The organism is Curtobacterium sp. ER1/6, from assembly GCF_001742745.1.
GTDB lineage: Bacteria > Actinomycetota > Actinomycetes > Actinomycetales > Microbacteriaceae > Curtobacterium > Curtobacterium citri.
In genome coordinates this window covers 219,551-245,657 of the sequence record NZ_MJAK01000003.1, presented here as the reverse complement: position 1 = coordinate 245,657, position 26,107 = coordinate 219,551, and the positions used below count along the sequence as shown (strand labels likewise).

Sequence of the window (26,107 nt, the reverse complement as noted above, 5' to 3'; positions counted from 1 at the left end):
TGTATGCGCTTACATCGCAGCGCGCAACATGCGGTGCCCGTTCCGAGGCGGCGGGTGGTCGGCCTGTCGGCGACCGGCGGACGAGCTGCGCACCGCCGTCAGAGCGCCGGCGGGCAGCTCTCCCGCAGCAGCACCTCGACCGGCAGCCGCACGGCACGCGGCGCTCCCTCCGGGCGCTCGAAGCGGTCGACGATCGCCCGGACCGCCGCGCGCCCGAGCTCCCCCATCGGCTGGTGCACGGTGGTCAGCGGCGGCGCCGAGAACCGCCCCGCGTCGATGCCGTCGAAGCCGGTGACGACGACGTCCTCCGGGACGCGGAGCCCGCGGGCACCGGCGGCGTCGAGCACGCCGAGCGCTGACTGGTCGTTCGAGCAGATCACGGCGCGCGGGAGCTCGGGTCCGTCGAAGAGCGCCGCGGCGAGCTCGCGTGCGCGGACCCGACCGAAGTCGCCGTGCACGGTCCGGACCGCGGACGAGGGCACCTCGTGGTCCGCCAGCGCCCGACGGAACCCCGCCGAGCGCTCGATGTCGTCCGGGGAGTCGATCGGCCCCGCGACGTACGCCAGCGACCGGATGCCGAGCCGCCCGATCACGTGCGACGCGAGGGTCCGCATGCCGGCGGCGTTGTCCACGCTCACGGAGTCGAACCCGTGCGAGCGCCGGTCGTCGGCGAGGACCACGACCGGGATGCGCCGGGCCACGTGCTCGAGCAGGTCGTCGGGCACGGTCTGCGCGAGCACCGCGAGGCCGTCCACCCGACCGGCGACGTCGTTCACGATGACGTCGCGTGAGGACCCTCGACCGGCGGCGACCATGAGCGCGAGGCCGCGCTGCCACGCCTCGGTCTCCGCGCCGCGGAGGACCTCGTCGAAGTACAGGTTCGACGAGAACGGCTGGGTGACGTGCCGGCGGTCGTCGACCACGCGGACGCCGCCGTCGGTCACGAGGTCGGGCCGCTCGTCCGGCACGACGTCGAACCCGGGCAGCAGGAGTCCGACCACGCCGGTGCGCTTGCCGGCGAGGGCCCTGGCGTTGCCGGACGGCACGTAGCCGAGGGTCCGGATCGCCGCCTGGACGCGGTCGCGGGTGCCCTCGCGGACGGCGTCCGGCGTGCGGAGCACGCGGGAGACGGTGGCGATCGAGACGCCGGCCTCGGAGGCGACGTCGTAGACCGTGGGCGGTGCGGTGCGCTGCCCGCTCATGCCGCGCCTCCCCTCCGACGTCCGTCCGGCCGCCACACCCGTGCGCGGCCGGACCATCCTAGGCACGGCCCCGGGACCGGTCGCTCCACAGGTCGGCGGAGGTGCTTGCGCGCGCCGGGCGGGCGGGCGCACACTGGGGCGACCTCAGAACGTCCCGTGAGGAAGCGCATCACCACCCGATGCCCACGCACACAGGAGGAACACGATGTCCCAGTCGACGCGGTCCGGCAGCAAGCACGCCATCCGACTCACCACCGACGAGGCCGAGGTGCGCGACGCACTCCTCGACCACACCCGGCACGGGGCGGTCGACGCCGCCCAGGACATCGACGGGTCCGAGGAACCGACGACGAGGGGCTGATCCCGCGGGAGTGGGCGCCGGCCGCCTTCGGCCTGTGGCGGTCAGCGAGCGGTCAGCGAGCGGTCAGGCGGAGCGGTCAGCGTCCGACGGGTCCGGCCTGCTCCGCCTCGGCGAACAGTCCGGTGCTCCCGACGATCGCCATGCCCGCCCCACGGAGGCGTCGGCGCTCCTGCCCGATCCACGCGAGCAGGCGGTCGTTCGTGCCCGCGACGTGCGCCGCGAGCAGTTCAGCGGCCCGGTCGGCGTCGCCGGCGCGGACGGCGTCGAGGACGGCGCTGTGCTCCTCCCACGCGGCCTCGCGGGCCGCAGCGGTGCGCACCTCGATCCACCGGGTGCGCTCGAGGCGGGTCAGGGCGTCGGCGATGGCATCGGTGACGAACCGGTTCCCGCCGAGCGCGGCCAGGTCGAGGTGGAACGTCGACCCCATCCGGATGCCCGTCTCGCGGTCGGGGCTCCCCCGCAGACCGTCGAGGTGCGCCCGGACCTCGTCGAGCTGCTCGGCGGACGCGCGCTGGACGGCGAGCCGTGCCGCGGCGGGCTCGAGCACGCCGCGGAGCTCCGCGAGCGACGCGATCTCGTCGAGGTCGATCGGCGTGACCGTCCACGAGCGCCCCTCGTGCAGGATGAGCCCCTCGCGCTCGAGGCGCGACAGCGCTGCCCGGACGGGCGTGCGCGACGCGTGGAAGCGACCCTCGAGGCCGCGCTCGGAGATCCGCTCGCCGGGCGCGATGTCGAGGGTCAGGATCGCCTCGCGCAGGTTGTCGTAGAGCTGGCTCGTCTGCGACACGGGCACGGCGTTCTCGGTCGTCTCGGTCACGGCGGACCAGCATAGTGCGGCCGCGTGACGGTTGGTATACCGTCGTGGTACACCAACCGCACCCAGGACGGGACCCGTGCCGCCGACCATCGCTGCTACCGCCGCGACGACCGTCCCGCGGCGCGCGTGGACGATGCTCGGCCTCGGGGTGGCCGCGCAGGCCGCCGGCACGCTGGTCGTCTCCGCTCCGGCGCTGCTCATCCCGCACCTGCTCGCCGGGGGCATGCCCTTCGCATCGGCCGGACTGTTCGCCGCTGCGCCGACGATCGGCCTCGTCCTGACGCTCATCGCCTGGGGCGCGGTCACCGACCGGGTCGGCGAGCACGTCGTCATCGCGGGCGGTCTGGCGCTCACCACCCTCGCGGTCGTGGCGGCCTGGGTGAGCGCCGGCGACCCGCTGCTGCTCGGGATCGCCTTCCTCGCCGCGGGCATGACGAGCGCCTCGACGAACGCCGCGAGCGGACGGGTCGTGGTCGGCTGGTTCCCGAAGGAACGCCGCGGGCTGGCGATGGGCATCCGGCAGATGTCGCAGCCGCTCGGGGTGACGCTCGCGGCGGTCACGGTCCCGGTGCTCACCGAGACGCACGGCATCCGCACCGCGCTCGTACTGCCCTTCGTGCTCTGCGCCGTGCTCACCGTGCTGTGCGCCGTCGGCATCACCGATCCCCCGCGAGCAGCGCGATCCGAGGGCACGAGCACCGTCCGGGCCGCGAACCCGTACCGGACGTCCGGCTTCCTCTGGCGGGTCCACGCGGTGTCCGTGCTGCTCGTGGTCCCGCAGTTCACGCTCTCGACCTACGGACTCGTGTGGCTCGTCGGCCTCGGCTGGTCGACACCCGCGGCGGGCCTCCTGGTCGGGGCGTCGCAGTTCGTCGGTGCCGTCGGGCGGATCCTGGTCGGCGCGTGGAGCGACCGCGCCGGGTCCCGCGTCGGACCGCTCCGGCTGGTGGCGGTCGCCGCGGCGGTGGTGATGGGCGTGCTCGCACTCGTCGACGTGTCGCACTGGGGAGCGGCGGCGGTGTTCCTCGTCGTCGCGACGAGCGTCACGGTGGCGGACAACGGGTTGGCGTACACCTCGGTGGCTGAGGCCGCCGGGCCATCGTGGTCGGGGCGGGCGCTCGGGACCCAGAACACCGGGCAGTTCCTCGCGGCGAGCGCCGTCGGACCGGGCGTCGGTGCCCTCGTCGGGGTGCTCGGGTTCGCGGCGTCGTTCGCGATCGTGGCGGCGCTGCCCCTGCTCGCGCTGCCGATCGTCCCGCACGCCGACCGCTCCCACGACTGACTCCCGCCCGTTCGTTCCCAGAACGGCCGCGGTGGAAGGCGGGAACGGGCGTACCTGGTCGTTCGGGACGACCAGGTACGCCCGAACTGGCCAGGTACGCCCGGGGAGGCCGGGCACGCCGGCGCCCGCCGGGCGGAGGGTCCCCGCGGCAGGTCAGGCGGGGACGGCGGGGCCGACCGGCCAGCGCAGGAGCGCGGACGCCGGCGCACCGCTCGGCAGCGACGCCGCGTTCACCAGGACGAGCTCGGCGTCGGTGAGCACCACCGCGCGCACGAGTGCGCACACGGCGGGCACCGGCCCGAGGACCGTCGCCCCAGCGGCCTGCTCGGGCGCGGTCGCCACCCACGGCGCGGCGTCGAGCGCCAGGAGCGTGCGGTCGCCGAGCGCGCCGGCGTCGAGCGCGACCACGGCCGCCTGCGCCTGCTGCAGCGCCGACACCACCGCGCCGAGCCCGCTGACGCTCTCGTTGTCGCCGCGGCCCTCGTGCGTCCGGAGCAGGTCCTGCACGTCGTGCCGGTGCGACGCCAGGATCCGCGCCAGGGCCAGGTCGACGTGCTGCACGAGCGCCTTCTCGGACGCGTCGTCGGCGCGGGGGTCGACCGCGACCTCGGTGACGAGCGCGCGGGTGGACGTCGAGAGCTCGCCGCGCAGCAGTTCCCGGGCCCGGATGTCCCCCGCGACGACGACGAGTCGCGGCGACGTCGCGCGGACGGCCTCCTCGATCGACGCGGCGACCTCGCCCGCGGTCTGCTTCCAGATCTCCTCGGCGTGCTGGTGCCAGTGCGGCTGCTTCCACCCGGCGCCGGACTTCGCCTTGTGCAGCGTGTCGGTCCGGCCCTGGATGCGCTGCTCGTCCTCGGCCGCACCGGTCGGGGCGTGCCCGAGGCGGTAGCTGCGGAAGCCGCCGCCCTCGCGGCCGACGGTGACGACCAGGAAGGGCAGGTCGAACGGACGGTGGGCGAGCAGGGGCAGCAGGTCCGGCACCGCTCCGGTGCCGACCGACTCCTGGCCGTGCAGGTGACCCGGCAGCACCTCGCTGAGCACGAGCTCGTCGTCGCGGACGAGGACGTAGCGCGCGACCGGTGCCGGGGCGCCGGGCTGCTCGGCGAGCTCGTCCTCGACGACCTGGACCGCCCGGTCGGACGTCCCCTGCTCGCGGAGCGCGTCCGAGACGGTCCGGCGCTGGAGTGCGGCGAGGCGGCGGGGGTCCTCGCGGTTGCCGGAGGCGTCGACGTACGCCCACGTCCAGGTGCCCGGGGCCTGCAGCGCCCGGACGACCTCGGGGTGCAGGGCGCTGGCCTCGCGGGTCGTCTGGGCCATCAGCGGCCCCCGTCCGCGTCGGTCCCGCTCGGCGGGACGTCGGCCGCGTCGGTCCCGCTCGGCGGGACGTCGTCCGCGTCGGTCTCGCTCGTGAAGACGGCGTCGGACCCGCCGTCGAGGACGGACCCGTCGTCCTGCAACGAGCCCTCGACCTCGCCGTCGTACCCGGATGCGGCGAGCGTCTCGGCGTCGTCGGTGTCGTCGGGCACCGCCTCGGCCTGCCGGAACTCCTCGACGTGGGCGTTGCTGCCGTGCCCCTGGACGATGCTCTGCGCCTCGTGCGCGAGCTCGTCGTCGATGCGGGGTCCGTTCGTGCTGCTGCCGCGATCGGTCATGGTCGGTCCTCCCGTTCGTGCCGCCGACGGCGCTGTCGGGCCGCTCGCGGCTTCGGTGTTCTGCGTGGGACCCACGCTGCGCGCCCGGCGCTGGTGGCGCTCGGAGGTCGGAGCGAACACGCAGGCACGGGCGTCGACACGCGCCGCCGTGAAACCTTCGTGAATGCACAGCATCGCTCGGTTTCGTGCTCTACTGGCAGGGAACCCGATCCGACGACGAACCGGAGCGCAGGCGATGACGCCGACACCATCCCGACGTGTGATGACGAGAAGGAACCTGCTGGGCCTCGGGCTCGGCACGGCCGCGGCGGGGTTGCTCGCCGGGTGCGCCGTCCCGGGTTCCACCAACGTGAACAAGGCACCCCTGGTGCCGGCCGCCGCCGGGGGCGGAACCGTCCAGATGACCTACTGGGCGTGGCTCAAGGACCTGCAGAAGGTCTGCGACGTGTGGAACGCGAAGAACCCCCGCATCCAGGTCACCGCGAACTGGATCCCCGGTGGCAACGCCGGCGGGTACCAGAAGATGTACTCGGCGCTCGCGGCCGGGGGTGGCCCGGACATCGGCCAGGTCGAGTTCCGGCAGATCCCGGAGTTCATGCTCGCGAACGGGCTCGTCGACCTCGCGCGCTACGGGGCGAAGGACGTGCAGTCGAAGTACGACGAGGCCGCGTGGTCGCAGGTGCAGTTCGTCGACGGCGTGTACGGCATCCCGCAGGACACCGGCCCGATGGGCTTCTACTACCAGACCGCGGTCCTCGAGCAGGCCGGCGGCGAACCCCCGACGACCTGGGACGAGTGGCGCGACCTGGCGGACAAGGTCCGGAGCACCGGCAACGGCAACTACCTCGAGGTCTTCCCGGTCGCCGACGCCTCGCCGTTCGCCGCGTACGTGCAGCAGGCCGGCGCCCGGTGGTTCCGCACCGACGGCGACGAGTGGGTCGTGGACATGACCGACGACAAGACGATGATGGTCGCCGAGTTCTTCGACGGCGTCATCGACGCGAAGCTCGTCGACACCAGCGCCGGGGCGTACACCCCGGGCTGGTACGCCGCCGCCGCGAGCGGGAAGATCGCCGCCGTCACGAGCGCGAGCTGGGGTGACGCGCTCATCCAGTCGGTGCAGGGCGGCGAGGGCAAGTGGAAGGTCGCGCCGATGCAGACCTGGGGTGACACGGGCTACGGCTCGAGCTCGATCGGCGGCTCGACGGCCGCGGTCCTGGCGAACGCGAAGCACCCGCGGGAGGCGCTCGAGTTCATCACGTGGATGACCACCTCGAAGGAGGGCGTCGACGCGATGATCAAGTACTGCGGCATCGGCTGGTCACCCGCCGCCGACTACATCGGCGCGGCCCGCCAGGAGCCGTCGGCGTGGTTCTCCGGGCAGAACTACAACGAGGACGTCTTCGTGCCGTCGGCGCAGGAGCAGAACCTCGACTGGTCGTGGTCGCCCGTCACGCAGTCGGCCTTCACGAGCCTGCAGAACCAGTTCCGCCGCAAGCTCACCGGCGGGCTGAAGCTCACCGACGCCGTCGAGCTGGCGCAGCGGGAGATCGTCCAGTCCTTCAAGGACAAGGGCCTGAGCGTGAGGACGGCACGATGAGCACCACCACCCGCGACCGCACGACCGGCTTCCGCACGTCGACCAAGGCCACGAGCGCCCAGAAGCGCGCGCCGTGGATCCTGCTCGCCCCGTTCCTCGCACTGTTCGTGCTGACCTTCGTCATCCCGATCATCAGCGCGCTGTTCCAGAGCTTCACCACCGTCGACCGCGAGGGCCTGTTCGGCGAGGACGGCGTCACCGGGCGGTTCGCCGGCTTCGACAACTACGCGATCGCCCTGCAGGACTCCGGCTTCGTCGCGTCGATCGGCCGGATGCTGCTGTTCGGCATCGTGCAGGTGCCGGTCATGATCATCGCGTGCACGATCCTCGCGCTGCTGCTCGAGTCCGCAAGCGCCCGGTGGCCGGCGTTCTTCCGAGCGGTGTACTTCATGCCGTACGGCGTCCCGGGCGTCATCGCGACGATCCTCTGGTCGTTCCTCTACGTGCCCGGGCTGTCGCCGATCGTGGCGCTGCTGCAGTCGATGGGGTTGCAGCCGGACTTCCTCGGCGCGAACAGCGTGCTGTGGTCGATCGCGAACATCGTCACGTGGACCTACACGGGCTACAACATGCTCATCATCGTGGCGCAGCTGAAGTCGATCCCCGGCGAGGTCTACGAGGCCGCGAAGATGGACGGCGCCGGCCCCTTCCAGGTCGCGTGGCGCATCCAGATCCCGCTCATCGCGCCGGCCCTGGTGCTCACGACGGTCTTCTCGATCATCGGTACGCTGCAGCTCTTCGCCGAGCCGCAGATCCTGTCGACGGTCGCGCCCGCGATCGACACCGAGTACACGCCGAACTACGCCGCGTACACGAACGCCTTCGCGTTCAACGAGTACGGGGTCGCGAGCGCGCAGGCCGTGATCATCGCGCTGGCCGCGTTCGTCCTGTCGTTCGTGTTCCTCGCACTGACGAACCGTCCGCCGAAGGACGAGCGGGACCGCCGGAAGCGGGCGAAGCGCGACGGCCTGGAGGCGCGGCGCGCGCTCCAGGGGCGTGCATCCGCCCGACTGGTGGTCACCACCCAGGCCGACCACGGCCTCCAGTCCGGTCGCGTCGCGACGACGGAAGGAACGGACCGATGACCAGTGAAGCCATCGAGGCGCCGGTGACGAAGCGGGCCGCCGAGCCCGTCGACACCACGTCGATCACGGCGCACCAGCGTCGCAAGCTCGACCGCTCACCCCGCTCGCAGATCGTCGTGACGGCGATCCTCGTCGTCGTCGCGGTCTACTTCCTCGTGCCGCTCTACTGGGTCGTCATCGCGGCGACGAAGACCACCGGCGCACTGTTCAGCACGAACGGGTTCTGGTTCGGCGGCGAGTTCGCCCTGCTCAGCAACATCCAGCAGGTCTTCTCGTACGACGGCGGCATCTTCGTCCGGTGGATCGCCAACAGCGTCCTGTACTCGGGCGTCGGTGCGGTCCTCGCGACCTACTTCGCGGCGGCCGGCGGCTACGCGCTCGCGAAGTACGAGTTCCGGGGGCGCCAGCTCGTGTTCGGCACGATCCTCGGCGGCGTGCTCGTGCCGGGGACCGCGACGGCGCTGCCGCTGTTCCTGCTGTTCTCGACGATGGGCCTGACCGACACGTACTGGAGCGTGCTCATCCCGAGCCTCGTCTCCCCGTTCGGGCTGTTCCTCTGCCGGGTGTACGCCGCCGCCTCGGTCGACACGGCGCTCCTCGAACAGGCCCGCATCGACGGCGCCGGCGAGCTGCGGATCTTCCACACCATCGTGCTCCGGCAGTTGACCCCGGCCCTGGTGACGGTGTTCCTGTTCCAGGTCGTCGGCATCTGGAACAACTTCTTCCTGCCGCTCATCATGCTGGCCGACCAGAAGCTGTACCCGATCACGCTCGGCCTCAACAACTGGCGAGCACAGGTCGATCGTCTGCCAGAGTTCTACCAGCTCACCACCGGCGGCGTGCTCGTCTCGGTCATCCCGCTGGTGATCGCGATCATCGTCCTGCAGCGCTTCTGGCGCGGGGGCCTCACGGAAGGATCGGTCAAGGGTTGACCATCGCTGCACTCGCCTCCACCACCCCCGGCTCCGGTTCGCGGCTCGCCCCGCGGGCCTCGCTGCACACGGACGCCCCGAGCGCGTCGCTGAACGGCGACTGGGACTTCCGGTGGTCGCCGGTCGCCGACGTGCCGCTGCCCGGGGCCGACGACACGTGGGGCAGCATCCCGGTGCCGTCGCACTGGGTCCTGCACGGGCACGGCGCGCCGAGCTACACGAACCTGCAGTACCCGTTCCCGATCGACCCGCCGCACCCGCCGGAGGAGAACCCGACCGGTGACCACCGGCGCACGTTCTCGCTGCCCGCGTCGTTCGACGGTGCCGCCCGGGTGCTGCTGCGCTTCGACGGCGTGGAGTCGCACTTCCGGGTGTGGCTGAACGGCACCGAGGTGGGGTGGTCGACCGGGTCCCGGCTCGCCACCGAGTTCGACGTCACCCCGCTGCTCGTGCCCGGCACGAACGAGCTGCTCGTCCGCGTGCACCAGTGGAGCGCCGCCTCGTACCTCGAGGACCAGGACCAGTGGTGGCTGCCCGGCATCTTCCGCGACGTCACCCTGCTCGCCCGCCCGACGGCACCGATCGACGACGTCTTCGTGCGCGCCGGCTGGACCGCGACCCTCGGTGACGCCGCGACCGCCGGCACCGCCGCCTCGGGACGACCGGGCACCGGCACGGGGACCATCACGTTCCCGACGCTCGACGCCGCGTTCCCGGTGCGGTTCGCCGTGCCGGACCTGGGCGTCGACGTGACCTGGCAGTCGGCCGACGACGTCGCGCCGATCACCGTCGAGGGCGTCGAACCGTGGAGTGCCGAGGTCCCGAGGCTGTACGACGCCACCGTCGCCACCGGCACGGACGCCGGCGGCCGCGACGGCGGCGAGACCGTGTCGCTGCGGCTCGGCTTCCGCACCGTGGCGATCGAGGGTGACCGGTTCCTCGTGAACGGCGAGCGCGTGGTGTTCCACGGCGTCAACCGGCACGAGACCCACCCCGTGCGCGGCCGGGTCTTCGACGAGGAGCACGCCCGCGCGGACATGGTGCTCATGAAGCGGAACAACGTCAACGCGATCCGCACCTCGCACTACCCGCCGCACCCGCGCGTGCTCGACCTGGCCGACGAGCTGGGGTTCTGGGTGGTGCTGGAGTGCGACCTCGAGACCCACGGGTTCCTCTTCACCGACTGGGTCGGGAACCCCTCCGACGACCCGGCCTGGCGGGACGCCTACCTCGACCGGATCGCACGCACCGTCGAGCGCGACAAGAACCACGCGTCGATCGTCATGTGGTCGCTCGGCAACGAGTCCGGCACCGGGCGCAACCTGGCGGCGATGTCGCAGTGGGTGCACGACCGCGACGACGAGCGCCCCGTGCACTACGAGGGCGACTACACCGGCGCCTACACGGACGTGTACTCGCGGATGTACCCGACGCTGCAGGAGACCGAGTCGATCGGCGGCGGTCCGGAGACCCCGCTGCTCGGGTGCGGTCCGGCCGAGGCGGCACGGCAGCGCTCGAAGCCGTTCCTGCACTGCGAGTACGTGCACGCGATGGGCAACGGTCCCGGGCAGATCGCCGAGTACGAGGCGCTGGTCGACCGGTACCCGCGGCTGCACGGCAGCTTCGTGTGGGAGTGGCGGGACCACGGCCTGCTCGCGCAGACCGCCGACGGTCAGGACTACTTCGCGTACGGCGGTGACTTCGGCGAGGTCGTGCACGACGGCAACTTCGTGATGGACGGCCTCGTGCTGCCCGACGACACCCCGACCCCGGGCCTGGCGGAGTTCGCGGCCGTCGTCGCCCCGGTCCGGGTCGCGCTCGGCGACCGCACCGTGCTCGTGGAGAACCGGTACCACTCCGCCTCCACCGCGGGACTGCGGTTCTGCTGGACCCTCTCGCGCAACGGCGTCGTCGAGTCGTCCGGCCGGTTCGCCCCCGGCGTGGTCGCCGCACGGCAGTCGGCCACGGTGCCCGTGCCGGACGAGGTGCTCGCCGCCGCGACGGCCGAGCTCGCACCCGCGGACGAGCTGTGGTTCGAGGTCACGGTGGAACTGGCGGGGCCGACCGCGTGGGCGGACACCGGCCACGTCGTGGCACGCAGCCAGCGGCTCGTCGCGTCGCGCGCTGCGGACGTGCCCCGCGCCTCCCGGCAGGGCTGGGACGGTGACGTGCTCGGGGACGGGACCTTCAGCGCCCGGGGCGACCTGGTGTCCTGGAAGGGGCACGAGGTGGCCGGGCCGCGCCTGGAGCTGTGGCGTGCACCGACGGACAACGACAGCCTCGCCTCGCAGGGCGGCTACGAGACCGCCGACCCGGTGCTGACGAAGGGTGTCGGCGACCCGTCCGCTCCGGCGTCGGCGGTCCGCTGGCGCGAGCGCGGGCTCGACCGGTTGACGCACCGGCTCGTCGCGGTGACGCGGAACGAGCACGGACTGGTCCAGCGGGTCCGGGTCGCCGCGGCGAACAGCGGATGGGGCGTCGACGTCACGCACCGCTGGACGCTGTCCGGCGACGGGCTGCTCCTGCAGACCGACGCGGTGCCCTTCGGCGCCTGGGACGTCACGTGGCCGCGGGTCGGCGTGCGCTTCGACCTGCCGGCGTCGTTGCTCGACGGCGAGGCCTCGTGGTTCGGCACCGGGCCGGCGGAGTCGTACGCGGACTCGTCGCACGCGGCCCGGGTCGATCGGTTCACCGCCCCCGTGCGCGACCTCACCGTCGACTACTCGATGCCGCAGGAGACCGGGCACCGGCCCGGGCTGCGAGCGCTGTCGGTGGGCCCGTTCACGGTGTCGACCGTCGGGACGCACCGGGCGGGGTTCACGCTCACGCCCTGGACCGCGCAGCAGGTCGGGCGAGCGATGCACCCGTACGAGCTGCCGACGCCGGACCACACGTACCTGTACCTCGACGCGTCGCAGCACGGGCTCGGGTCGCGGGCCTGCGGGCTCGACGTGCTGCCGGAGCACCAGCTGTGGCCGCAGGCGTTCTCGTGGAGCGTGGTGCTCGGGTAACGAGGGGGGCGGCCGGGCGCTCGCATCGGCCGCCCGCGTCGGCCGCCCGCTCGGGTCGAACCACGGAACCGACATCGAACCAGCCCCTGAGCCGCGTTCGATGTCGGTTCCGTGGTTCGGTGGCGGGCGCCCCGCCCCGCGCTACTCCCCGGCGGTGAGGGCGCGGAGCGCCTCGGGGTCCGACGCGTCGAGGAAGTCCGTCAGCCGCTCGGGCTCGCCCGGCTCGTCGATCGCCTCGGCCGCGCGGCGCAGGGCGAACAGCGCCCGGAGCACCCCGCGGTTCGGCTCGTGCGACCACGGCACCGGACCGGCGCCGCGCCAACCGGCCCTCCGCAGCGCGTCGAGGCCGCGGTGGTACCCGACGCGGGCGTAGGCGTACGACTCGAGGGTGGCGCCGCGTTCCCAGGCCTCGTCGGCGAGCAGTGCCCACGCCAGGCTCGAGGACGGGTGCGACACGACGACGCTCGACACGGGGGCGTCGGCGGCGAGCGCGGCGGTCACCTCCGGCTCCTCGGGCAGCAGGGTCGCGGGGTTCGCGGTCGGGTTCGGCAGCAGGTTCTCCGGCATGCGTCCAGCCTGTCACCTCTTGCCCCCGGCCGGGTCCGGTCGTACCGTGGATGACACCTCGTCGTCACCGCGGGGCCGCCGGGGCGGGAGACCGACCGGCAGCACGGGTGGCGGTCACGGGGGTCCCCGACGGAACGAGCAGCCTTGCAGTCGATCACCGGTACCGCGCAGTCCTCGCGCTGACACCGTGATCGTCGCGCCCCGTCGGGCGCTCCGCGCGCCGACCCCTCCGGTCGCCGCGGGTCCGGTGTCGTGCGCCCAGCTCACGATCCGGGAGGCACACCCATGCCCGCAACACCGTCCGTCGTCCTCGACGACCTCATCTTCACCTGGCCCGACGGCTCCGTCGCGCTCGACCACCTCACCACCGCCTTCGGCCGTGGCCGCACCGGCCTGGTCGGGAGGAACGGGGCCGGCAAGTCCACGCTGGTCCGGCTCGTCACGGGGCGGCTCCACCCCACGTCCGGCTCGATCCGAACCTCCGGTCCGGTGGACCACCTGCCCCAGCGGCTGCACGCCCGCCCCGGGGACACCGTGGCGGACCTGCTCGGCGTCCGAGCGACCCTGACCGCGCTCCGGGCGGTCCTCGGCGGCGATGCCTCGCCGGACCACTTCGACGCGATCGGCGACGACTGGGACGTCGAGGAGCGGGCCGCCGCCGCGCTCGCGCACGTGCCCGGGCTCGGCGGCGCCGACCTCGACCGGCCCGTCGGGACGCTGTCCGGCGGCCAGGCGGTCCTGACGGCCGTCGCCGGCATCCGGTTGCGCGGCCGGCCGATCGCGCTGCTCGACGAGCCCACGAACAACCTCGACCGACGGGCCCGCGCCGCGCTGCTCGACCTGGTCGACGGGTGGAACGGCACGCTCGTCGTCGTCAGCCACGACCGCGAGTTGCTCGAGCACGTCGACGAGACCGTCGAGCTGCGTTCGGGATCGGCCACGGTGTTCGGCGGGACGTTCAGCGCCTACGAGGAGCACCTCGCCGTGCAGCAGGCCGCCGTCGAGCGCGAGGTCCGGGTCGCCGAGCAACGGCACCGTGCCGAGCAGCGGCAGCGCATCGAGGCGGAGACGAAGATCGCCCGCCGGGCCCGGGCCGGCCGCGAGGCCGCGCGCTCGATGCCGAAGATCCTGGCGAACGAGCAGCGTAAGCAGGCCGAGCAGACCGCCGGTCGGTTGCGTGCGGCACACGGCTCGGCAGAGGCGCAGGCACGGTCCGCGGTGCAGGAGGCCGAGCTGCGACTCCGCGACGACGAGTCGCTGCACGTCACGCTGCCCGACCCGCGGGTCCCCGCGTCACGGCGCATCGCGACCGTCACCGTGCGTGGCCGGTCGGTCGTCGTGCAGGGGCCCGAGCGCGTCGCGGTCACCGGGGCGAACGGTGTCGGCAAGACGACGTTGCTCGAGCAGCTCGTGGGGCTGCCGGGCGCGCGCGAGCACCCGCTCCCGGACACCGCCGCGGCCCCGCACGTCGAGCCGATCGGGTACCTGCCGCAGCGGCGGGACGCCCTCGACGACGGCGCGACCGTGCTCGAGAACGTCCGTCGGGCGGCGAGCCACGTCCCCGATGCCGAGCTCCGCAACCAGCTGGCGCGACTCCTGGTGCGCGGGGACACCGTGGACCGCCCGGTGGCGACCGTGTCGGGCGGCGAGCGCTTCCGGGTGGCGTTGGCGACCCTGGTGCTCGCGGACCCGCCTCCGCAGCTCCTGGTGCTCGACGAGCCGACGAACGACCTCGACCTGACGAGCGTCGACCAGCTCGTCGACGCGCTCCGGGCGTACCGAGGAGCCCTCGTCGTGGTCAGCCACGACGAGGTGTTCCTCGACCGGCTCGACCTGACGGCGCGGCTCGAGCTCGTGTAGCCCGGGTCAGCGCTTCCGGGTCGGCCGGATCGCCAGGGACTCGATCGTGCCGCGCTCGGGCAGGTCGACCACGGTGCGGACGGCTGCCGCCACGTCCTCCGGCGCCAGGTAGTAGGCGGTGTCGTAGTCCTCGCCGAGCTTCTCGGTCAGGGCCCGCTGCATGTCGGAGTCCGTCCGGCCCGGGTGCACGCTCGACACCCGGACGCCGTTCGCCCGTTCCTCCTCGCGCAGCGCGTCGGCGAACGCGCGGAGGGCGAACTTCGACGCCGCGTACACGCCCCCACCGGGACCGGCGACGAAGCCCGACCCGCTGTTGACCGGCACGACGATGCCGCGCGCCGCCCGGAGCGCGGGGAGCGCCAGCCGGGTGAGCTCGGCGACCGCGAAGACGTTCGTCGCGAAGACCTGCTCCCACACGTCACGCGGGGTGTCCGCGATCCGGGTCCCCTGCTCGACGCCGGCGCTGTGCACGAGGACGTCGAGCCGGTCCGGCAGCGCGGGGACGTCGCCGGCACCGAGGTCGCCGACGAACGGCGCCGCGCTCGGCAGCTCGGCCACCAGGGCGTCGACCGCGGATGCCGTCCGGCCACCGACCAACACGTGGTGCGTGCGCCCGAGCTCGATCGCGATCGCGCGGCCGATCCCCCGGGTCGCCCCGGTGACGAGTGCGGTCGGACGGGTGACGGGAGGCGCGGTGTCGGTCATGCAACCCACCCTACGGAGGGAGGCGTGGCGGACCCGCACCGCGCCTCCAGGCCGTGGCGGGGGTGCGTCAGTCCTTCGAGCGTCCCGCGCTCTCGCGGATGCGGATGCCCTCGAGGACGTCCTGGGCGTGCTTCTCGTCCTGCTTCTCGATCTGGCGCGTGTCGCGCTCGGGGAGCTGGATGTCCTCCTCGGCGCGGATGCCGGCCTGCAGCTGGCGGCCACGCTCGAGCTCGGCGTCGAACTCGGCGCCGAAGAGCAACGCGTTGTTCGTGATCCAGATCCACAGCAGGAAGACGATCACGCCACCGAGCGACCCGTACGTGGCGTTGTAGTTCGAGAAGTTCCCGACGTAGAAGCCGAAGCCGACACTGGCGATGATCCAGATGCCGATGCCGACGAGGGCACCGCCGCTGACCCACTTGAACTTCGACTGGCGGACGTTCGGCGCCCAGTAGTACAGGACCGCGACGACGACGATCATCACCGCGAGCAGGATCGGCCACTGCACGATCGACACCACGAGCGCGGCGGCGTCACCGAGGCCGATGACGTCGCCGAACGTCCGGGCGAGCGGTCCGGAGACGAGCACGAGCAGGCCGACGACGAGGAGCACGACGGTGAAGACCGTGACGCCGAGCATGGTCGGGCGGAGCTTCCAGATCGGCCGGCCCTCGCGCACGTTGTAGATGCGGTTCATCGCGCGGCCGAAGGCGCCGACGTAGCCGGAGGCCGACCACAGGGCGCCGAGCACACCGACGATGAACGTGATCGGGGCGGCGGGCGAGCGGACGAGACCCTCGACCGGGCTCCGGAGCAGGTCGGCGACCTGCCCGCCGCCGACGTTCGTGATGACCTCGAGCAGGCTGTCGATCGTGTCCTTCGGGTTCGACACGAGCCCGAGGATCGACACCACCGCCAGCAGTCCGGGGAAGAGCGCGAGCACCGTGTAGTACGTCAGGCTCGCGGCGAGGTCGGTGCACTGGTCGCTCGAGAACTCGCGGAGCGTCTTCTTCAGCGTGTACGTGAACGACGGCTTGGTGAGGTCCGTCGGGCTGTCCGGCTTCCGGGGGTCGTCCGGCGCCGGCTTGTGCTGCATGTCCTGCTGCAGGTCGTGGTCCTTACGCGCCATGGTCTAGCCCCTCGCCTTCGCCGCGGCCTTCGCCGCCGCCTTGGACCGCTTCGCGGCCTGCTTGCGGTTCTTGGTGGCCCGGCGCTGCACCGCGGCGATGCCCGCGCGCTGCTTGACCCGGTTCTTGTGCACCGGGTCGCGCTCGAGGGACTCCTCGGCGGCCTTCCGGCGGGCCTTCCTGCCCTTGCGGCCGTCCTTCGTCTGGTCGGCGTCGAGCTCGCCGCGCGGGCCGAACGGCAGCAGCGCGGTGAACGCCGTCGAGGCCGCGGGACGGTCGAGGTGCCCCGCGTCGGTCCGGCCGATGCGCGTCCCGAGGACGATCGCCGCGAGGCCGGCCGCCGCGGTGACCCCCATCGCCACGAGCGGGGTGGGGTCGCGGTGCCAGCGCTGCCGTGCCTTCGCGACCGCGAGCCGGGTGCGCGCGGGCACGTCCGAGCGCCGCCGGATCTCGGTGACGCTGTCCGTCAGACGCTCACGCGTGCGCACGTTCGCGAGTTCCAGCTCGGGGATGCTGTCCTTGGCCATGCATCGTGCCTACCAGGCGGGGGCCGGACCCGCCTCCAGCGGCCGCGGTCTACGGTGCAGGCCATGCTGTTCCGGGACGTCGCCGAGGGGATCCACCGCCTCGAGATCGCGCACACCAACACCTACCTCGTCGAGACCGGCGACCGGTTGCTCGTCGTCGACGCGGGGCTCCCCGCCGCGTGGCCGCACCTGCTCCTCGCCGTGCACGACCTCGGCTACACCGCGGCGCGGGTCGAGGCGCTGCTGCTCACGCACGGGCACTTCGACCACGTGGGGACCGCGGCCCGGATGCACCGGGAGTGGGGCACGCCGGTGTACGTGCACCCGGGCGACCGGGACCTCGCGGCGCACCCGTACTCGTACCGCCCGCAGACGAACCGGTTCGGCTTCGTCGCGGTGCACCCCGGCGGGCTCGCGCCCCTCGGCCGGATGCTGCTCGCCGGGGCGGCCACCGTCGACGGGATCGACGACACCGAGCCGATGGTGTCCCGCGCGGACGTCCCCGGCAACCCGTGGATCATCGAGACGCCCGGCCACACCGACGGCCACGTCGCGCTGCACTTCGCCGACCGCGACGCGGTGATCGCGGGCGACGCCCTCGTCACGCTCGACCCGTACACGGGCGGGATCGGTCCGCGGATCGTCGCGCCGGCCGCGACGGTCGACGTGGACACCGCGGTCGCGTCGCTGTCCCGCCTCGAGGACACCGAGGCCCGGTACGTGCTGCCCGGCCACGGCCCCGTGTTCTCGCGCGGTGTGCGTGCGGCGGTCGCGCAGGCGCGTCGCGCCGCCGGCGCCGCGTAGCGCGCGGGTCAGGCCGAGTCTCGGGCCCAGCGACGGTCCTCGCGCTCGCACGCACGAGGACCGTCGCACACCGCGAGTCTCGTGCCCCCATGTCGGACGGGAGGCGCGGTGCGGGCCCGCCCCGCGCCTCCCGTCCGTCGGGTGGGACGTCCGTGCTGCGGGTGCGCGCGCTGGTCGGCGCGCCCGCGCGGCCCGCGCCCTACTCGGCGCGCCCGTTCCTTCCCAGGACGGCCGCGATGGCAGGTGCGATCGGGCGTACCTGGCGCGACCGTCCGACGAGGTACGCCCGATCCGACCAGGTACGCCCGATCCGCCCCGGTACGCCCGATCCGACCCGGCGCACTCGGGAGCGCGCGCCCGAGCGGCCCGGCTCGGCCCGCGCGGCCCGCGCCCTACTCGGGCAGGACGACGTCCTCGGGGACGCCGGACACGGCGGAGCGCCCCGCTGCCTCCATCACCGCGAGGCTCCGCAGGTTGTCGCGCCCGCTCGTCTCCGGCGCGGGCCCACCCTCGACCGAGCGCGCGAAGGCCTGCAGCCCGCCCTGCCGGTCCGTGTGCTCGAGCGTCGGCAGCTCGACGGCCTCGGCCTCGGCGTCCTGGTCGGCCCGCAGCGTCACCCGGTCGCCCGCGATCTCGCTCGGCGACCCGTCGCGGCTCGTGAACCAGAGCTCGCCGTCCTCGCCCTGGATGCTCCACTCCCCCGCCCACGCGGTCCGGGGTGCGCGCGAGAGCCAGCTGCCGCGGTAGCTCACGACGAGGCCGCCCTCGAGCTCGATGATCATCGACGTGACGGCCTCGTCCTGGTACTTGCTGTGCTCCGGGTACGAGGCGCGGGCGTACACGCGGACGGCCTCGAGCCCGGTCACCATCCGGATCAGGTCGAAGTGGTGGATCGCCATGTCGTTGATCATCGGGTGCGGGAACCGGTAGTGCGGGTAGGTCTCCACCGGGGCGTCGTTGTCCCACTGCCGGAAGTCGATGCTGATCGCGGAGAGCTCGCCGAGCGTCCGTGCCGCGAGCAGGTCCTTGACCGCCCGGGGCGCCGGGTACCAGCGGTAGTTCTGGCTGACCTGCAGCACGAGGCCGAGCTCCTCGGCACGGCGGACGGCCTGCAGGGCTTCGTCGGTGGAGTTCGCGAAGGGCTTCTCGACGAGCACGTGCTTGCCCGCATCGAGGGCCTCGAGCGCGAGCGGCACGTGCGTGACCGCCGGTGCGGTGATGACGACGGCGTCGGCCTCGACCCCGGCGAGCGCCTCGGTGAGCGAGGCGAAGGCGGCGGTCGCGGGCAGCCCGAGGTCCGTGCGGACGGCCTCGAGCGTCGCGGGGACCGGGTCGACGAGCCCGACCACCTCCACTTCGGTGACCTGCGGGATGGCGGTGCGGGCCCAGTTGCCGCCCCACCCTCCGAGACCGACGTGGATGATGCGGACCGTCATGCGTGCACTCCTTCGTGACCGGCGCACCACGGCTCCCGTGGCGCGTCCCTCCAGTCTGTCAGGGGCGTCGGACGCCGCACGCAGGCCCGGCGGGCGCGGCGCGGACGGCCGTCAGTGCGTGAAGGCGTACCCGATGAGCGCCATCGTGACGACGGCGCCCGCGACGTAGTTGATCCACAGGAAGCGCTTCCAGCCCGCGTTCGCCGACTCCGCGCGCTCGTCGGTGACGTTCCACCACGGCAGCACGTTCAGCGCGTAGGGCACGACGACGACCGCCGCGATCGGCCCCGGGAACGCCGAGAACAGCAGCGCGACCCCCGCGACGAGGTACGCCACGAACGCCAGGCGGACGGTCGCCCGCGCACCGATGACGGTCGCGACGGAGCCGATGCCGCCCGCGCGGTCGGCGAGCACGTCCTGCACGGCACCGAACGCGTGCGAGGCCACCCCCCACAGGAAGAACGCCACGCACACCGCGACGAGCTGTCCGGTCCAGTGGGGTCCGGCGAGCGCGAGACCGAACACCGCGGGCGACACGAAGTGCGTCGACGAGGTGAGGGAGTCGAGGAACGGCCGCTCCTTGAACCGCAGGCCCGGTGCCGAGTACGCGACGACCGCGAAGACGCTGATCGCCAGGACGGCCCACGACCACGGACCGTTGCCGCTCAGCGCGCCGAGCACGACGAGTGCGACGAGGAACGGCACGTTCGTGACGACGACCGCCCACAGCGTGGCGCGGTGCACGCTCTTGTCGAGCAGGGCCCCCTCGACGCCGCCCTTCCGCGGGTTCCGCAGGTCCGACTCGTAGTCGAAGACGTCGTTGATGCCGTACATCGCGAGGTTGTACGGCACGAGAAAGTACACGACCCCGACGATGAACGCGGCGAGCGAGAACCCGCCACCACCGTCGAGGCCGACCCCGCTGCCGAGCAGGTACGCGGCACCGAACGGGTACGCGGTGTTCACCCAGCTGATCGGCCGCGACGACACGAACAGTGCGCGCAGGGTCGACGGTCGGGAGGCACGGCTCACGGTCACGGGGTCTCCTCCGGTCGGTGGGTGGGCTGGCCCGGGCGCTCCGACCGTACCGGGCGCTCGAGCAGCACCCAGCAGCTCGGCAGCAGCAGGGCGGCCCCGACCGAGTAGGCGAGGTCCTCCACGGGGAACAGCCCGATCCGCGCCCCCGAGACGAGCGCGGGGTCGTACGCGACGATCCCGAGCCCGACGATCACGTTGTTGAACACGCCCGTCATGACGAGCAGGACGGCCCCGGCGACCACGGCGCTGACGATCCCGACCCGACGTCCGCCGGCACCGCGACGACGGGCGGCGACCGCACCGGCGGCCACCGCGACGAGCGCCGCGACGCCGAGGAACGGCACCGCGAGCAGCGCGTACGTCGCCGACCCCGTCACGACCGGCTCCGGTCGAGCCGCCGCGCGACGACGGGACGCAGGGCGCCGAAGAGGTCCATCGTCGTCCAGCACAGGAGCACGAGGAAGAAGACCTCCTCGAGCGGCACCTCGGGGGCGAGCAGCACCCCGGTGAGCAGGTCGTTCCGGCCGATGAAGAAGACGCCGAGGTGCACGCCGGCGACGTCCCACACGAGGAAGAAGACGAGCCCGACGACCATCACGGCCGCCGCCCGCAGGGGACTCCGCCAGAAGAACAGTCGGTACCGGGCGTCGAGCACCGCGATGCCGGCGATCGACACCACGAGTCCGATCAGGTAGACGCCCGGCATCGGCTACGCGACCGGCGCGGCCGCCGGCGCCGGCAGCGGCGTCGGGAGCGGCTCGGTCGAGGTGTCGCCGTGGATGCGCTTGAGCAGCACCTCGGCGCTGATCAGGCACATCGGCAGACCGATGCCCGGCGTGGTCGAGGCACCGGCGTAGTAGAGCCCCTCCACCTTGCGGGAGACGTTCGCCTCGCGGAAGAACGCGCTCTGCGCCAGGGTGTGCGCCGGCCCGAGCATCGAGCCGCTCCACGCGTTGTAGTCGTCCGCGAAGTCCTGCGGGCCGATCGTGCGGCGGACGCGGATGCGGTCGCGCAGGTCGGTCACACCCGAGCGCTCCGCGATGACCTCGATCGCCCGGTCGGCGATCCGCTCGACCTCGGCGTCGCCGGCACCGTCGATGCCGCCCTTCCCGATGGACAGGTCGGCGGGCAGCGGCACGAGGACGAACAGGTTGCTCGACCCCTCGGGCGCGACGGAGTCGTCGGTGAGCGAGGGCGCGCAGACGTAGATCGACGCGGGGTCCGGCACGTGCCGGTCCTTCCCGAAGATCGCGCCGAAGTTGGCTTCCCAGTCGGCGGTGAACACGAGCGTGTGGTGGAGCAGCCCCGGCACCTCGCCCTCGACGCCGAGGTAGACGAGCACGGCGCTCGGCCCCGGGTCGCGCTTCCGCCAGTGCGGTTCGGGGAAGGTCCGGTGCTCGGCGTCGAGCAGCTGCAGCTCGGTGTGGTGCAGGTCGGCGGCGCTCACGACGAGGTCGGCGGGGACGGTGTGCGACGAACCCGCGGCGTCGCGGTGGACGACGCCCGTGACGTGCCCGTCCTCGACGACGATCCGCTCGACCGGCGCGCCGGTGGTGACCGTGACGCCCTCGCGGCGGGCGACGCGCTCGACGGCGGCGATCACCTCGGTGATGCCGCCCTTCGGGTAGAGCACCCCGTCGGCCAGGTCGAGGTGGCTCATCAGGTGGTACATGCTCGGCGCCGCGTACGGGCTCGTGCCGAGGAACACCGCCGGGTAGCCGAGGACCTGCCAGAGCCGACGGTCCCGCACGGCCTTCGACGCGAACGACGACAGCGGCTGGAGCAGCAGCCGGGCGAGCTTCGGCAGCCGCCGGAGCACGTCGGGCGCCGCGAGCTTCGTCAGGTCCTGGAAGGTCGTGTAGAGGAAGCGGCGGACCGCCATGGCGTAGGTGTCCTCGGCGGAGTCGAGGTACTTCCGCAGCCGGTCGCCGGCGCCGGGTTCGATCGACTCGAACAGCGCGATGTTCGCCTCGCGGTCGGCGAGCAGGTCGATCGGCTCGTCGTGTCCCTCGCTGTAGACGCGGTAACCCGGGTCGAGCTCCACGAGGTCCATCTCGGCGTCGGCGGTGGTGCCGAGCAGCCGGAAGAAGTGGTCGAACACCTCGGGCATGAGGTACCAGCTCGGCCCCGTGTCGAACCGGAAGCCGTCCCGCTCCCACGACCCGGCGCGGCCACCGAGCTGGTCGCGCTGCTCGAGCACCGTGACGGCGTAGCCGTCGCGGGCGAGCAGCGCGGCGGACGCCAGTCCGCTGATCCCGCCGCCGACGACGACGGCACGACGGGCCGGCACCGTGCGCTTCGGGGCGGGTGCGGTCGGACGGGAGGCGCGTGGCGCGGTCATGCGGAGCCTCCCGGCCGGTGGGCGGTCGCCCGGGACCGCAGCGGCGCGCGTCCGGCGAGCACCTGCGCGGCGAGCCGCGCCTTCACCGGGTTCGGCACCCGGACCCGGGTGGTGACGAGCCGCTCCGCCGGGCAGGCGGCGATGCGGTCGTTGAGCTCCTGGAACAGTGCGTGCGCGAGCCCGACGGCCTTGCGGGCGTCGGCGGGCAGCAGCGGCACCGTCAGCGCAGCGCGGTCGAGGTCGGCCTGCACGTCGGCGACCAGGCGGCGCTTCGTCGCCTCGTCGAACGTGCGGACGTCGACGCCCGGGAAGTACGAGCGACCGAGCACCTCGAAGTCGGCGTGCAGGTCGCGGAGGAAGTTGACCTTCTGGAACGCCGCACCGAGGGCCCGCGCGCCGTCGACGAGGACGGCGTCGTCGAACGTCGGTCGACCGGCGCGGTGCACGAACGCGCGCAGGCACATCAGCCCGACCACCTCGGCGGAGCCGTACACGTAGCGGTCGAACGACTCCTGGTCGTGCTCGGTGCGCTCGAGGTCCATGCGCATCGACGCGAAGAACGGCTTCGTCAGCTCGGGGCCGAACCCGGTGACGCGGGCGGTGCGGGCGAACGCGTGCACGACCGGGTTCACCGAGAAGCCGAGCGCGATCGCGCGTTCGGTGTCCGCCTCGAGCTCGTCGAGCACGGTGCGGGCGAGGTCGTGGTCGAGCCCCGCCTCGGTCGCCGGGCCGTCCACGACCTCGTCGGCGACGCGGACCAGGGCGTAGACGTTCCGGATGTGCTCGCGCGTGTCCTTCGTGAGCAGCCGGCTCGCGAGCCCGAAGGACGTCGAGTAGCGCTCGATGACGACGCCGGACGCAGCCTCGGCCGTCGCGTCGTACAGGGGCAGACGCGGTGGTGCGGTCTGGGTCACCGCACGCGCTCCAGCAGTTCGGACACCAGGTGCTCCAGTCGTTCGGCGAGCTCGTACGGCAGCGCCGACAGCTCGGCACGGGCCAGTGCGGCGTGCTCGGCGATCCGGGACTCGGCCGCCGACCGCGCGCCGCAGGTCTCCAGGGTCGCACGGAGTTCGGTCGCGCGCTCCTCGGTCAGGTCCGGGTCGCCGAGGTACGGCGCGATGTCGTCCCAGCAGTCGGTCGTCGCCGCGTAGGCGATGAGCATCGTGCGCTTGCCCTCGCGGAGGTCGCCGAGCACCGACTTGCCGGTGACCGTCTCGTCGCCGTACACGCCGAGCAGGTCGTCGACGATCTGGTAGGCGATGCCGATCTCGCGGCCGAACGCACCGAGCGCCTCGACCACCTGGTCCGACGCGCCCGCCAGCACGGCACCGGACTGCAGGGGCGCCTCGAACGAGTACACGCTCGTCTTCGCCCGCTCCATCGCGAGGACCTCGTCGACCGACGGCATCACGCCGAGCGCCAGGTCGACGTCGGTCATCTCGCCCGCGGCGCTGGCGAAGACCGCGTCGTCGAGGATCTCGAGCAGCCGCGTCCGACGGTCCCCGGTGACCCCCGAGGCCTCGACGAAGCGCGTGGTGGCGGCGAGCGCGAGGTCGCCCGCGATGACGGCGGCGCTCATCCCGCGGTGCTCGGCGGTCGGCAGGGCGAGGCCGCCGGTGGTGCCGGTGTCGCGGAACGACCCGGCGACGTTCGGCTCGCCGCGCCGGGACCAGTCGCGGTCAATCACGTCGTCGTGCACGACGAGCGCGGTGTGGAGCAGCTCGTAGGCGGCGGCGACGTTGGCCGCCGCGTGGGCGTCGGTCCCGCCGAGGCCGCTGTACGCGGTGAGGACCATGCGCGGCCGGAAGCGCTTGCCGCCCATGCTCGCGCGACGGAGCACGCGCCACAGTTCCTCGGACGGTCGACCGAACCGACGGGCACGGGCCGACGACACCACGAAGAAGCGTTCGATGCACTCGTCGACCAGTGCGAGGTCGATGTGCGTCACGGTGGCCGCTTCCTCGCTCATTGGCCTAACCTATCGGGGCAGATGAACACTTTCCCGGAAACCGTCGTCCTGCTGGCCGAGGACCGCACCCCGGTCGGCACCGCGGACAAGTTCGCGGTGCACACCGACCACACACCCCTCCACCTCGCGTTCTCGTGCCACGTGCGGAACACCGACGGCCAGGTCCTCGTGACCCGCCGCGCGCTGTCCAAGAAGACGTGGCCGGGGGTGTGGACGAACACGTTCTGCGGGCACCCCGGCCCCGACGAGGCGTTCGAGGACGCCGTCGCGCGGCGCGCCTCCCGCGAGCTCGGCATCACCGTCCGCGACGTCGAGCTCGTGCTCCCCGACTTCCGCTACCGCGCGGTCGACGCCTCGGGCATCGTCGAGAACGAGGTCTGCCCGGTGTTCCGCGCCGTCACGGACGACGTGCCGGCCCCCGCGGACGACGAGGTCGCCGAGTACGCGTGGGTCTCCGAGGACGACCTGCGCGCCTCGGTCGCGGGCGCGCCCTTCGCGTGGAGCCCGTGGCTGGGCTGGCAGCTCGCCGAGCTCGAGCAGCAGGGCCTGCGCGTCACGCGCTGACCCCTCGGCACCGCTCCCGCCCCGTCCGCCGCGGGGCACCGCCGGACCACGGCTGGTGCTCGGCGTGCGGACGTGCATAATGATCTGGCTCGGAATGTGAACGTGCACATCGAGGTGCCACGGCCCCGGGCGGGAGAGAGCAACGATGGCGTCACCGCGGACAGAACAACCGCGCTCGCCCAGCATCCGCGACGTCGCGCGGGTCGCCGGCGTCTCGCACCAGACCGTGTCGCGGGTGCTCAACAACTCCGGCGCGATCCGCGACGAGACCCGCGAGCGCGTGCGCGCGGCGATGGAGCAGCTGCAGTACCGGCCGAACCGGGCCGCCCGTGCCCTCGTCACGAGCCGGACGCACACGATCGGCGTGCTCACGGCGCAGCGGTCGCACTACGGACCGGCAGCGACCATGCAGGCGATCGAGGACGCGGCGGTCACCCGCGGGTACTCCGTCACCACCGCGAACATCGCCGACGCCACCGACGTCGCGGTGCGGGACGGCCTCGGCCACCTGCTCGACCAGGACGTCGAGGGCATCATCGTCATCGCCCCGCAGCAACGCGTCTTCGACCTCATCGAGGAACTCGGCATGCGGACGCCCTACGTGGCACTGCGGACGAGCATCGGGGACGGCCCGACCACGCTCTTCGTCGACCAGATGGAGGGCGCCCGACTCGCGACGGCCCACCTGCTCGACCTCGGGCACGAGTACGTCCGGCACATCGCCGGGCCACGGGACTGGATCGAGGCCGAGGCCCGCATGCAGGGCTTCCTGCGCGAGATGAGCGACCGGGACATGCCGGTCGTCCCGCCGATCCTCGGTGACTGGACGGCGGACTTCGGCTACCACGCGGGCCGAGAGTTGCTGCGGTACCGGGACTGCACCGCGATCTTCTGCTCGAACGACGCGATGGCGCTCGGCGTGATGCACGCCGCCCGCTCGTACGGGCTCGACGTCCCCGGCGACCTGTCGGTCGTGGGCTACGACGACATCCCCGAGGCCAAGCACCTCTGGCCGCCCCTCACCACCGTGCAGGTCGACTTCCCCGAGCTCGGTCGACGCTGCGTCGAACTGCTCCTGCCCGCCGCGGAGCAGGCGCTCCGTCCGGTCGACCTCGTGCCGCAGCTCGTCGTGCGCGGGTCGACGGGCGCACCCCGCCGCCGCTGACGCGACCCACGGTCGGCCGGGAGGCGCGGGACGGCCCGTCACGCGCCTCCCGTCCGCTC

The 26,107-nt window shown here is 73.1% G+C and carries 24 protein-coding genes and 1 pseudogene; 10 read left to right on the top strand and 15 right to left on the bottom strand.

Annotation, left to right across the window (positions count from 1 at the left end):
* Window positions 1–98: 98 nt before the first annotated feature.
* Entirely contained in the window at window positions 99–1,202 is a 1,104-nt protein-coding gene (locus Cus16_RS07425; protein ID WP_069712012.1) for a LacI family DNA-binding transcriptional regulator, read from the bottom strand.
* Between the two features lie 205 nt (window positions 1,203–1,407).
* On the opposite strand from Cus16_RS07425, the gene Cus16_RS16620 reads away from it, so the two are divergent.
* Window positions 1,408–1,563, top strand: a complete 156-nt coding sequence (locus Cus16_RS16620) for a hypothetical protein (RefSeq protein ID WP_189319552.1) — start codon at window positions 1,408–1,410, stop codon at window positions 1,561–1,563.
* 76 nt (window positions 1,564–1,639) lie between these two features.
* On the opposite strand, the gene Cus16_RS07420 is transcribed toward Cus16_RS16620, so the two are convergent.
* On the bottom strand, window positions 1,640–2,380 hold the full coding sequence (locus tag Cus16_RS07420) for a GntR family transcriptional regulator (RefSeq protein ID WP_223246553.1): 741 nt from the start codon (window positions 2,378–2,380) through the stop codon (window positions 1,640–1,642).
* A gap of 133 nt (window positions 2,381–2,513) precedes the next feature.
* Between Cus16_RS07420 and Cus16_RS07415 the strand changes: the two genes are divergently transcribed.
* Window positions 2,514–3,662: an MFS transporter gene (locus tag Cus16_RS07415; RefSeq protein ID WP_069712064.1), complete on the top strand. Its 1,149-nt coding sequence runs from the start codon at window positions 2,514–2,516 to the stop codon at window positions 3,660–3,662.
* A 153-nt stretch (window positions 3,663–3,815) separates the two neighbouring features.
* On the opposite strand, the gene Cus16_RS07410 is transcribed toward Cus16_RS07415, so the two are convergent.
* Both Cus16_RS07410 and Cus16_RS07405 read right to left on the bottom strand, forming a co-directional pair.
* Window positions 3,816–4,982, bottom strand: coding sequence for a Vms1/Ankzf1 family peptidyl-tRNA hydrolase (locus Cus16_RS07410; RefSeq protein WP_069712011.1), 1,167 nt, complete (start codon window positions 4,980–4,982; stop codon window positions 3,816–3,818).
* A complete protein-coding gene (locus tag Cus16_RS07405; RefSeq protein ID WP_069712010.1) occupies window positions 4,982–5,317 on the bottom strand; it encodes a hypothetical protein in 336 nt (111 codons plus the stop codon). Before Cus16_RS07405 ends, Cus16_RS07410 begins: the two co-directional genes overlap by 1 nt.
* Window positions 5,318–5,579: 262 nt before the next feature.
* Here Cus16_RS07405 and Cus16_RS07400 point away from each other — a divergent pair, with 262 nt between their 5' ends.
* The 4 genes and pseudogenes from Cus16_RS07400 to Cus16_RS07385 all read left to right on the top strand — a co-directional run bounded on the left by Cus16_RS07400 (window position 5,580) and on the right by Cus16_RS07385 (window position 11,945).
* Entirely contained in the window at window positions 5,580–6,917 is a 1,338-nt protein-coding gene (locus Cus16_RS07400; protein ID WP_141718864.1) for an ABC transporter substrate-binding protein, read from the top strand.
* Window positions 6,914–7,837: pseudogene (locus Cus16_RS07395) on the top strand (carbohydrate ABC transporter permease); the annotation flags it as partial. The gene Cus16_RS07400 and the pseudogene Cus16_RS07395, both read left to right, overlap by 4 nt.
* Window positions 7,838–8,025: 188 nt before the next feature.
* Window positions 8,026–8,934 carry a carbohydrate ABC transporter permease gene (locus tag Cus16_RS07390; protein ID WP_083263805.1) on the top strand — a complete coding sequence of 303 codons (909 nt, stop codon included), beginning with the start codon at window positions 8,026–8,028 and terminating at the stop codon, window positions 8,932–8,934.
* Window positions 8,931–11,945 (top strand): glycoside hydrolase family 2 TIM barrel-domain containing protein, encoded by a 3,015-nt coding sequence (locus Cus16_RS07385; RefSeq protein WP_069712007.1) that lies wholly within the window; start codon window positions 8,931–8,933, stop codon window positions 11,943–11,945. Before Cus16_RS07390 ends, Cus16_RS07385 begins: the two co-directional genes overlap by 4 nt.
* 141 nt (window positions 11,946–12,086) lie before the next feature.
* Here the strand turns inward: Cus16_RS07385 and Cus16_RS07380 are convergent, their stop codons facing one another.
* Complete coding sequence (locus Cus16_RS07380) at window positions 12,087–12,512, bottom strand: DUF3151 domain-containing protein (protein WP_069712006.1); 426 nt, start codon at window positions 12,510–12,512, stop codon at window positions 12,087–12,089.
* 285 nt (window positions 12,513–12,797) lie between these two features.
* On the opposite strand from Cus16_RS07380, the gene Cus16_RS07375 reads away from it, so the two are divergent.
* Window positions 12,798–14,372, top strand: coding sequence for an ABC-F family ATP-binding cassette domain-containing protein (locus Cus16_RS07375; protein WP_069712005.1), 1,575 nt, complete (start codon window positions 12,798–12,800; stop codon window positions 14,370–14,372).
* Window positions 14,373–14,378: 6 nt separating this feature from the next.
* Here the strand turns inward: Cus16_RS07375 and Cus16_RS07370 are convergent, their stop codons facing one another.
* From Cus16_RS07370 to Cus16_RS07360, 3 genes are all read right to left on the bottom strand, one after another.
* Complete coding sequence (locus Cus16_RS07370; RefSeq protein WP_069712004.1) at window positions 14,379–15,077, bottom strand: SDR family oxidoreductase; 699 nt, start codon at window positions 15,075–15,077, stop codon at window positions 14,379–14,381.
* A gap of 67 nt (window positions 15,078–15,144) precedes the next feature.
* Window positions 15,145–16,206 carry a YihY/virulence factor BrkB family protein gene (locus Cus16_RS07365; protein WP_189319551.1) on the bottom strand — a complete coding sequence of 354 codons (1,062 nt, stop codon included), beginning with the start codon at window positions 16,204–16,206 and terminating at the stop codon, window positions 15,145–15,147.
* Window positions 16,207–16,209: 3 nt separating this feature from the next.
* Complete coding sequence (locus Cus16_RS07360) at window positions 16,210–16,731, bottom strand: hypothetical protein (RefSeq protein ID WP_069712002.1); 522 nt, start codon at window positions 16,729–16,731, stop codon at window positions 16,210–16,212.
* 63 nt (window positions 16,732–16,794) lie between these two features.
* Between Cus16_RS07360 and Cus16_RS07355 the strand changes: the two genes are divergently transcribed.
* Window positions 16,795–17,535, top strand: coding sequence for an MBL fold metallo-hydrolase (locus tag Cus16_RS07355; RefSeq protein ID WP_083263792.1), 741 nt, complete (start codon window positions 16,795–16,797; stop codon window positions 17,533–17,535).
* Between the two features lie 392 nt (window positions 17,536–17,927).
* Here the strand turns inward: Cus16_RS07355 and Cus16_RS07350 are convergent, their stop codons facing one another.
* From Cus16_RS07350 to Cus16_RS07320, 7 genes are all read right to left on the bottom strand, one after another.
* Window positions 17,928–18,971, bottom strand: coding sequence for a Gfo/Idh/MocA family protein (locus Cus16_RS07350; protein WP_069712001.1), 1,044 nt, complete (start codon window positions 18,969–18,971; stop codon window positions 17,928–17,930).
* 111 nt (window positions 18,972–19,082) lie between these two features.
* A complete protein-coding gene (locus Cus16_RS07345) occupies window positions 19,083–20,009 on the bottom strand; it encodes a prenyltransferase (protein ID WP_069712000.1) in 927 nt (308 codons plus the stop codon).
* Complete coding sequence (locus Cus16_RS07340; RefSeq protein WP_069711999.1) at window positions 20,006–20,386, bottom strand: lycopene cyclase domain-containing protein; 381 nt, start codon at window positions 20,384–20,386, stop codon at window positions 20,006–20,008. Before Cus16_RS07340 ends, Cus16_RS07345 begins: the two co-directional genes overlap by 4 nt.
* Complete coding sequence (locus Cus16_RS07335) at window positions 20,383–20,715, bottom strand: lycopene cyclase domain-containing protein (protein WP_069711998.1); 333 nt, start codon at window positions 20,713–20,715, stop codon at window positions 20,383–20,385. The genes Cus16_RS07340 and Cus16_RS07335 overlap by 4 nt, the downstream gene beginning before the upstream one ends.
* A gap of 3 nt (window positions 20,716–20,718) precedes the next feature.
* Window positions 20,719–22,350, bottom strand: a complete 1,632-nt coding sequence (gene crtI / locus Cus16_RS07330; RefSeq protein ID WP_069711997.1) for a phytoene desaturase family protein — start codon at window positions 22,348–22,350, stop codon at window positions 20,719–20,721.
* On the bottom strand, window positions 22,347–23,264 hold the full coding sequence (locus Cus16_RS07325) for a phytoene/squalene synthase family protein (protein WP_069711996.1): 918 nt from the start codon (window positions 23,262–23,264) through the stop codon (window positions 22,347–22,349). Before Cus16_RS07325 ends, crtI begins: the two co-directional genes overlap by 4 nt.
* On the bottom strand, window positions 23,261–24,319 hold the full coding sequence (locus Cus16_RS07320; protein WP_069711995.1) for a polyprenyl synthetase family protein: 1,059 nt from the start codon (window positions 24,317–24,319) through the stop codon (window positions 23,261–23,263). The genes Cus16_RS07325 and Cus16_RS07320 overlap by 4 nt, the downstream gene beginning before the upstream one ends.
* Window positions 24,320–24,340: 21 nt before the next feature.
* Here Cus16_RS07320 and idi point away from each other — a divergent pair, with 21 nt between their 5' ends.
* Entirely contained in the window at window positions 24,341–24,883 is a 543-nt protein-coding gene (idi, locus tag Cus16_RS07315) for an isopentenyl-diphosphate Delta-isomerase (RefSeq protein WP_069711994.1), read from the top strand.
* 145 nt (window positions 24,884–25,028) lie between these two features.
* Window positions 25,029–26,048, top strand: coding sequence for a LacI family DNA-binding transcriptional regulator (locus Cus16_RS07310; protein ID WP_069711993.1), 1,020 nt, complete (start codon window positions 25,029–25,031; stop codon window positions 26,046–26,048).
* Window positions 26,049–26,107 lie beyond the last annotated feature (59 nt).